Here is a 5,682-nt window from a genome sequence, read left to right as displayed (position 1 = left end):
CTTCTCAAATTCCTCATTGTTGTAATCACTATAAAGTTATTTTATTATTAGCATTAATAATGATTCTAATAAGACTTACTCTATGAGAAATCCTTATCAACGCAAGGCTGCGTCGAAATCTCAAGCTACCCCCGTCAATTCTTCGCTCAAAGAGAGCTATCGTCAATTTATTCAAAATATTATTATACAGCGTCAGGTGGTTGCGCTCTATCATGACGGTTGGGCACTATGCTCAACACCATCTGGCCAGCATGCTTTATCGGTTTGGCAGAGTAAAAGCTTGGCAAAGTTATTGATTAAAGACAATTGGGTGCAATATGAGATTCAGGAAGTCTCCTTATTGGCGTTTATTGAAAAAATAATTCCCTTTCTAAAAGAAAATAATACGATTTTATCTCTGGACTTGACCCCGGAAGGAAATAATATCTTGGTTTCCCCAGATGCTTTATTATTGGATATTAATAATTTTCTGTACCAAATCTATTTGCAACGTCCAGATGTATTTGCTGAGCTAAAACTTCCGTTACCACGCGATATTCGTTTGCATAACTCAGCATCATCTTGAGATCGGGAGGAGCGTCCTCAATCAATATTCATTGAGTAGCCAACCACTGGCATAGGCGAAGTATTCTCTTAACCATGCGTTGTAGCGTGTTGCCAAAGGTGTGCTTGCACCAAGCATGGTAATATCGCGATAGCCTTGTTTCTTGGCAATGGCTGCTGCACGTAAGGTATGGAAATCGCTGGTCACAATTGCAATCGGCTGTTGAATGCTAATCTGTTGTGCCTGCAATAACTGCTGGCTATTTTTAAGATTAAGTTCGGTGCTGGTGCTTTGATCTTCCAAAATGATTTGAGAGGCAGGAATCTGATAGCGCTGTTGTACATAGTTTGACATGACGATGGCTTCACTCTGGGTTTCGCCAAAATCAATACCGCCCGTCATCACCAATTTAGCTTGTGGTTGAGCCAAAGCAATCGGGGCAGCACGATCCAGTCGTTTGGCCAGTGTCGCAGAAGGTTGCCCATTTTCAATACCACTCCCTAACACAATAATAGCCTTAACAGGAGAAATGGTTTGCGCTTGAGTATTATTGTGAGAAAGATAATCAAAGAAATAGCCTAAGCTAACAACCCAGATCCAGAAGCACAGCCAGCCAAAGCGCCAAATCGAGTGCAGGCGAAAATGATAGAAAAAGAAACGCTCAATATGATAATAAAAATAAGCGTAAAGACAGAAAAATAGACCAAGCAGTAAGGGGAGTACTGTTCCGATATGAATCTTCTTAAAGGCGATGAGAATGGCGCCATCTAAGAACAAGACTGAACCGATAAGGGCTAAAACAATACGAACCCATGAACTTATTTGCATAATCTTAATTGTAGTCGATTTGAATCGTGCTAAGTGTATGCAAAATTCTGAGAAAGGCAAATTCTCTTATGGTCTGATGAAAAAAACGAGTGACTAGCACTCGTTTTTTAGATCGGACAAAATTAATAAACATCGCGACGATAACGTCCCGCCTGCCTTAATTCATCTACTGTTTCCTCGCCGAGAATATCATTCAACGCTTGATCGACCCCACTTGCCATGCCTTCAATACTGCCACAAACATAGATTACGGCGCCTTGCTCAATCCATTTTAGCAATTCATCGGCATTGCTGCGTAAGATATCTTGTACGTAGATGCGTTGTTCTTGGTCGCGGGAAAAGGCGAGGTCCAAACGTTGCAAGCTCCCCATGTTTAACCAAGCTTGAATGGTTTCCTGATAGAAGAAATCACGTTCGCGTTGACGTTCACCAAAGATCAGCCAGTTGGCGGTATAGTTTTGTCGATTCCGTTGCTGTAATAAACTCATGAGTCCAGCAATGCCTGTTCCATTACCAATACAGATAATTGGACGGTTATCGCCAATCAGATGGAAAGATTCATTGGTGCGAATACGCAGAGCAATTGTTTGTTTTAGTTGGGCAAACTCCGTGAGCCAACCTGAACCTAGACCAAGTTGACCTTGTTCATCCTGTTGTTGACGAACCACCAGTCGTAATATTTGCTGCGAAGGAATGCTGGCAATCGAATATTCACGTGTCGGTAAGCTTGGAAGTTGTTCCAATAAATCTTCAAGCGTACTGAAAGGTTTAATCTCGACCCGTAAATTCTTATCCCAAAGCAGCTGTTCAATTGTTTGACTCAATGACTCAACCAGACTGTTTGCTGGAATTTGATATTGGATCAAGAAATTTTGAATTTCAGCTAAACTATTGGCTGGTTGTATCTCCGCAATATCACCTGCACGCCAAGTCATATCTGAAGTTGAGCTGAGCTCGATGTTATAGGCGGCTTGTCCTAAGCTATTCGGATTGAGCAATGTGCGTTCAGCGAGAGTCCATTGATCAAACACTTTCTCGATATTCATGGCATGTAGTTCATGCTTGGTCTCGACTGAAAGGGCCTGATTCCAGCGTTGAATATCGTTGGCATTGGCATTATCGACTTCGATTAAGTCAAATAATGCTTGGGCTTTGCATTGTTTTAGCCACGTATCAACAGCATAACCAAAGCTACAATAGCTATCTGGGTATTCTTTTGATCCCAGCGCAAGCACTGCATATTGCATTTGGCTGAGGTCGAGGTCTTGTTGCATCAGTTTTTTGCTAAAACTGGCGGCAAGATCGGGTGCTTCACCTGTGCCATAGGTACTGATTACAAATAAAACCTGTACTGCTTGTAAAAGGTCTTGCTCCGTCAATTGTTGAATCGGTTTGACTGTGGTTGGCTGCTGCGCTTCTTGCAAGCTGGTTGCTGTACGCCAAGCCAATTGTTCAGCCACGCCTGTTTGCGATGCATAAGTAATCAGCCAAGGTTTGGCATTCGGATCAATTGGCTGTGCGCTGAGTGATTGACGGGCTGCGAGAGTGAGTTTCTTCTGCTTGCGACGTTTTAGATAGAGCATCCAGCCTGTTATAAAGAACAGTGGCATTGCCAATGAAGCCAGCATGGCAATAAATTGATAGGTTGAACCAAAGAAGCTACCCCGATGTACAGGCAGCATACTGCTCATGATTTTTTCATTGAGCTTTTTGTCTTCATACAGTTCAAACTTTTCAAATTTATTTTCTTGATAGTTATAGACCGCTTGATTGCGTGCGCGCTCATGCTGAGGAATGGCATCAACAAAGGAAAGCTCAACTTTAGCATCTTCACGTTTTGGAATATTCAGGGTCAAGCTTGAGTATTCACGGCCGATCTGTGCATTTACTCCAGTCCATGTTTGCGTCAGGATGGTGCTGACCTGTGCTTTGGCCAGTTCTGGTGGTTTATCTTTGCCGCGTTCATTATTATGCTGATTGCGTTGTGGTTGTTCAACGCCCATGACTTTGAACATGCCGGCACGCCACCAGTCATAAGACCAATATAAGCCAGTACATGCAAAGAGCAGATAGAACACCACTACCCAAGTTCCAACTACAGCATGCAGATCCCAAATAAAATTACGGCCTTTCAGTTTGGGTTTAATAAAGAACCATTGTTTAAAAGTGTGTTTCTTTGGAAAGCGTAGATAAAGCCCACTCAAAACAAAGAAAATCAGCATCAATGTAGATGCGCCAGTAATCTGCGCACCGAACTCACCTGCGGTTAAATTACGATGCAAACGCTGAATAAATTGCAGCGTGTCACGCCCCTTAATGTCGGGTAGGACTTCTGCGGTATAAGGGTTAACCATCATATTGTAGCCACGACGTGCACCTTCTTTTTTAATATTGACGGTAGAAGAGGCTGTGGGGTCTGAAGCGATAGTAATGCTGTTAATTTCAATCTCGGGTTGTTGCTGATTGAAATGTTGATACAGCTGGGCAGGGCTAAGTTTAGGTGTTTGAGCAACTTCAACGACATAGCTGTCTTGGTTGATCCACTTTAGAATTTGCGGTTCGTATGAGTAGATTGCACCCGTGACTCCCATTAAAGAGAGAATCAGCCCTGCGGTAATCCCTAAAAACCAATGGATCTGAAAGAAAACTTTTTTAAACATGGTCAAAAAATGAAAAGATAATGGAATTCATGTAAAAAATTATAACCCAAGAATAAGAACATAATATGGATTTTGCAGGTAATATTGATTTTGATTCTCATTTATTTTATGGGTATAAAAATTTATATCACCTTGGATATTGGTTACGTATTTTTACTAGTAAAACTGATTGGTCTGTATACAGGTGGCTTTTATTGTTTATAATTTAGTTAAATTAAAAACAATGATAAGTATATCTATATGCCTCTGGCTATAATTGTGCAAGGATGCAAGACAGATCATGGTGGTGTGGTTATACAAGGACACCCAAGTATTTCAATTAATGGTATTGGCATGGCGGGCAAAGGCTATATGGTCGCCTGTCCTAAATGTAAAGGTGTGTTCCCAATTTCTGAAGGCGCAGAAAACTTTATCCTGCCTGATGGTAATCCTGTCGCTTTGGCTACGATGAAAACGGCATGTGGTGCAACCCTCCTTCCAAGTTCATTTTTGGTGGTTGTAGACCCAAGCTCACCCTTTGGTTCTCAACTGATGGGGAATCCTAATGATGAAGGTGAAGATACAGTACCACCACCTGAAGATCATACAGGGCGGTTTCAATTGGTTGATCAAAATACAGGACAACCAATTACGAATCGTCGTGTAAGAGTCACTTTAGCTGATGGTACCAGTACGATGTATGCAAGTGATGATCAAGGCTTTACTGATTGGATTTATACGCCTTCTGAGCAAGAAATTCATCTCAATTTAGTGGATGAATTAGACAATGGCTGAACAAGGAAAACCTCTTGGAACATTAAAAACGGCACCTGCTCAACTTCAAACAATTAAAGTTGTTGCTATTGGAAATGATCAACTGGACCCACAAGACAAAGAAGTGATCTGTAAGGCAATTTGCTATTGTGATGCCAGACCCAATAAAGGTAAGGCAGGGCATAATCAGTACCAATCATGTGTATCTGAGCGTTTAAAGGAACTAGATCGCTTCTTGGGGCATCATAGCCCTTATAAGCCCGAAGTAAACTATGACATGCATAAAAATCCCCCTGAACCCATCATGGACAAAGGAATTTTAACTAAGGCTCATGACTATCTTCCTGGGTGGATTAAGAAATACTGGGAAAAGGACAAAGGCTATCCTTATGAGGCTGGCGAAGGTATGGTTCGTCGACCTGATGTGGTCATTGTCAAAGACCCCACCAAACCACCCACTCAAGACAATATTAAACAGGTGGTTGAAATTAAGTTTGGTACTGATGATTTTGGAAAAACTCAAAAAGAGGAATATGCAAAGATTGCAGGCAATCGACATAAAGTTAAACAGCTAGATGCGAATGAATGTGATTGCGGCAATCAAAAAGACGATAATGCAAGCGAAGTATCGACTGCAGCAGCTTGGGCTGCTGCAGTAGCTGGAACACTTTTATATTTTATTTCCAGAGGAAAAATCCCTCGACCACGTTTCCCATTACCTAAACCAACACCAGCTTGGTAATTTTGGACAAAGTTATGCATTTTAAAAATCAAGAAGATTATAAAGTTTGGGCAGATCAACAGGAAAAAGGCGCAATTGGTGGAGGTATTTTCACTCCCCAAGGTCCAGAAGATTATGTTGGGGCAATCCCTGCCATTCGTGCCGTCCTTTATTTT

5 protein-coding genes are annotated in these 5,682 nt (G+C 41.7%); 3 read left to right on the top strand and 2 right to left on the bottom strand.

The window, feature by feature from the left end; translation table 11 throughout:
• Positions 1-82: 82 nt before the first annotated feature.
• Entirely contained in the window at positions 83-565 is a 483-nt protein-coding gene (locus Aba26S_RS20365; RefSeq protein ID WP_043974855.1) for a DUF2750 domain-containing protein, read from the top strand.
• A gap of 21 nt (positions 566-586) precedes the next feature.
• Here the strand turns inward: Aba26S_RS20365 and Aba26S_RS20360 are convergent, their stop codons facing one another.
• Both Aba26S_RS20360 and Aba26S_RS20355 read right to left on the bottom strand, forming a co-directional pair.
• Complete coding sequence (locus Aba26S_RS20360) at positions 587-1,372, bottom strand: YdcF family protein (RefSeq protein WP_005244043.1); 786 nt, start codon at positions 1,370-1,372, stop codon at positions 587-589.
• Positions 1,373-1,494: 122 nt separating this feature from the next.
• A complete protein-coding gene (locus Aba26S_RS20355) occupies positions 1,495-4,032 on the bottom strand; it encodes a sulfite reductase flavoprotein subunit alpha (protein ID WP_043974854.1) in 2,538 nt (845 codons plus the stop codon).
• Between the two features lie 240 nt (positions 4,033-4,272).
• Between Aba26S_RS20355 and Aba26S_RS20350 the strand changes: the two genes are divergently transcribed.
• Together Aba26S_RS20350 and Aba26S_RS20345 are read left to right on the top strand one after the other, a co-directional pair.
• The gene (locus tag Aba26S_RS20350; RefSeq protein ID WP_005244039.1) at positions 4,273-4,806 is read left to right on the top strand and encodes a PAAR domain-containing protein; all 534 of its coding nucleotides are present in this window, start codon (positions 4,273-4,275) and stop codon (positions 4,804-4,806) included.
• Positions 4,799-5,527 carry a VRR-NUC domain-containing protein gene (locus tag Aba26S_RS20345; RefSeq protein ID WP_043974850.1) on the top strand — a complete coding sequence of 243 codons (729 nt, stop codon included), beginning with the start codon at positions 4,799-4,801 and terminating at the stop codon, positions 5,525-5,527. The genes Aba26S_RS20350 and Aba26S_RS20345 overlap by 8 nt, the downstream gene beginning before the upstream one ends.
• The last annotated feature ends 155 nt before the right edge of the window (positions 5,528-5,682 follow it).

The organism is Acinetobacter sp. NBRC 110496 (assembly GCF_000876115.1).
GTDB lineage: Bacteria > Pseudomonadota > Gammaproteobacteria > Pseudomonadales > Moraxellaceae > Acinetobacter.
The sequence above is the reverse complement of the archived record's forward strand: the minus strand, read 5'-3'. Positions and strand labels throughout refer to the sequence as shown.

Coding starts and splice junctions, on each gene's coding strand:
- Aba26S_RS20350 (WP_005244039.1), top strand. CDS start 4,273: ATGCCTCTGGCTATAATTGTGCAAGGATGCAAGACAGATCATGGTGGT.
- Aba26S_RS20360 (WP_005244043.1), bottom strand. CDS start 1,372: ATGCAAATAAGTTCATGGGTTCGTATTGTTTTAGCCCTTATCGGTTCA.
- Aba26S_RS20345 (WP_043974850.1), top strand. CDS start 4,799: ATGGCTGAACAAGGAAAACCTCTTGGAACATTAAAAACGGCACCTGCT.
- Aba26S_RS20355 (WP_043974854.1), bottom strand. CDS start 4,032: ATGTTTAAAAAAGTTTTCTTTCAGATCCATTGGTTTTTAGGGATTACC.
- Aba26S_RS20365 (WP_043974855.1), top strand. CDS start 83: ATGAGAAATCCTTATCAACGCAAGGCTGCGTCGAAATCTCAAGCTACC.